Genomic DNA, 1,962 nt, shown 5'->3' with positions numbered 1-1,962 from the left:
GAAAATAAGCTCTCAAAAGCACTGCAATAGTGAGCTAACTTTACTGCTGGATGTTGTTCTTTAATAGCAGCTTGAATAAATCTCATAGATCGACCTACACGGCTAAAATTTGTATTTATAAATGAATCAAAAAATGTTGAGTCAGAGTCATGAAGATAAGTTTGTACTTGCACACTTTTACCACTCCATGACTTCATCTCTTCGACAGATAACTCTGTAGATATAAAAGGTTGTCCCAAACTATTATATGCAGCGTTAGTAATATTATTTCTTGTCCATGACGTATCAACACCATGAGTAAGTTTACAAAACGCGGCCTCACATACCACTGCATTGTCTTTGATAAACCACAAATCATTAAGGAGCATCTGAAGCCATGAAAGCCATAGAATAAGGGCCTGCCCACTATCTAATGGTTTCCCAAAAGACTCTTGATTTATGTAACAGTATAAAATATTGTCTGCGTTTAGAAAGTGTTGGTATTCAATAATACCTGCAACTTCTCTGAACTCTTCAGTAATAACTTTCTGAATTTCAACTTGATCATTGGTTATATTAATACCAGGCATGAGAGTTAGCCAGCCAGTCATTGCTTCTGGTATCGTCAAATGTCTTAACGTAGATATAAATATGTACTTTTTCATGCTGCTAGACTCTCCGTACTTATAACGCCTGCATAACACGTTTGCTACCATGCAGATTAAGCTCAAATTTACCACTTAACACGGTAAACTCAAAGAAACCTAGAATGCCGAATGTAGCAAATCGTGTTGATGCATTTGTTATATGCCGTTGATAAATGGTGAGAAATCGATTTTACAATATTTCAAATAATTATCCTCACCAAAAGGACTTACAGCTAATTCAATAGCTCCATGATCTGTATAAGTATCAAATTGCTGATTAAACTTGGTGATATTATCTTCAATTAGATACGTCTTTTCTATTTCTTTTGAGCAATTCTTTGACTGCCCATTAATAAAAATTGCATACATTTTCGATAATTGACTCAGTGTTATCGCACAGTGCTGCTCTTCATGTCTGTATAATTTTTCTAAATAATCCCGATAATCCTCTCGACTCTGAGAGTAGCTATTGAGTATATTCAAACGCGGAAGTATATATTTAATTTGAAGATTAAAGTCTTTTATTTCGCAACTGTCATCATCTACATTAAACTTATATTCCCACGCAGTATAGCCGTCAAAATTATTCTTTTTAAGAAAATCTGCTCGTTTGTCAAATGAGTTTTCTACGTTTTCTGGAGTATCTCCTTGCAACTCATACACATCATATGACTTGTTAAAATCAAAGGGCAAAAGTTCCGAAAAAGATAGAGGAGAAACTAGTAATAGAATTGCACCGAATTTCATTGTTTTCATTAAGCCACCTTAACCTAAAAAAGCATATAACGCCGCAATAACACGTGCGAACGACCGACTTTCAAAACCAATTACACTCTAAACCGCGAATGCCGAGTGTAATTAGCATCGTGTTGATTGCTTTGTTACACGATCTTTGTCAACACTTCGCTTTAATTGATAAAGAACTGATTTACCAATAATATTTAGAAGCCAATTCTAAATTACAAAAGCTAATTTAGCGAACAAAAGAACCGTTCAACTGCAAAAACTGCGAAACGAAACAATCCCTTTTCTTACACCATTTGTACGATTTGGTTTCAGCCAGTTTGGAACTGATAAACCAAATATCCTAACCACAATTGGGATTGATAATACTGAGAGTAAAGCACGAATGCAGGATAAAATGAGGCAACACCAAAGAACCATTGAAGCGTAAAAATGCCTCTGAAACGCCTGAACTTAGACCGAAAATAGTTAATTGCCGAACCTGATGAAATGCAAACTAAAAGGAAACAAAGAAGAAAGAAAACCACCCTACTTTCACGCCTAAAAAACTAATGGGTCAATCGCTGAACTGAGCCAAATAACTGCAATCTTT

The 1,962-nt window shown here is 35.3% G+C and carries 2 protein-coding genes; both read right to left on the bottom strand.

Going from position 1 to position 1,962, the window contains the following annotated elements; genetic code table 11:
• A partial coding sequence (locus tag PVK70_RS18615; RefSeq protein ID WP_274441707.1) for a hypothetical protein occupies positions 1–644 on the bottom strand: 644 nt, incomplete at its 3' end.
• 138 nt (positions 645–782) lie between these two features.
• Complete coding sequence (locus PVK70_RS18610) at positions 783–1,382, bottom strand: DUF922 domain-containing protein (RefSeq protein WP_045103951.1); 600 nt, start codon at positions 1,380–1,382, stop codon at positions 783–785.
• Positions 1,383–1,962: the final 580 nt, after the last annotated feature.

It is taken from the genome of Aliivibrio sp. A6 (genome assembly GCF_028765505.1).
Lineage (GTDB): Bacteria > Pseudomonadota > Gammaproteobacteria > Enterobacterales > Vibrionaceae > Aliivibrio > Aliivibrio finisterrensis_A.
The sequence above is the reverse complement of the archived record's forward strand: the minus strand, read 5'-3'. Positions and strand labels throughout refer to the sequence as shown.

Coding starts and splice junctions, on each gene's coding strand:
- PVK70_RS18610 (WP_045103951.1), bottom strand. CDS start 1,382: ATGAAAACAATGAAATTCGGTGCAATTCTATTACTAGTTTCTCCTCTA.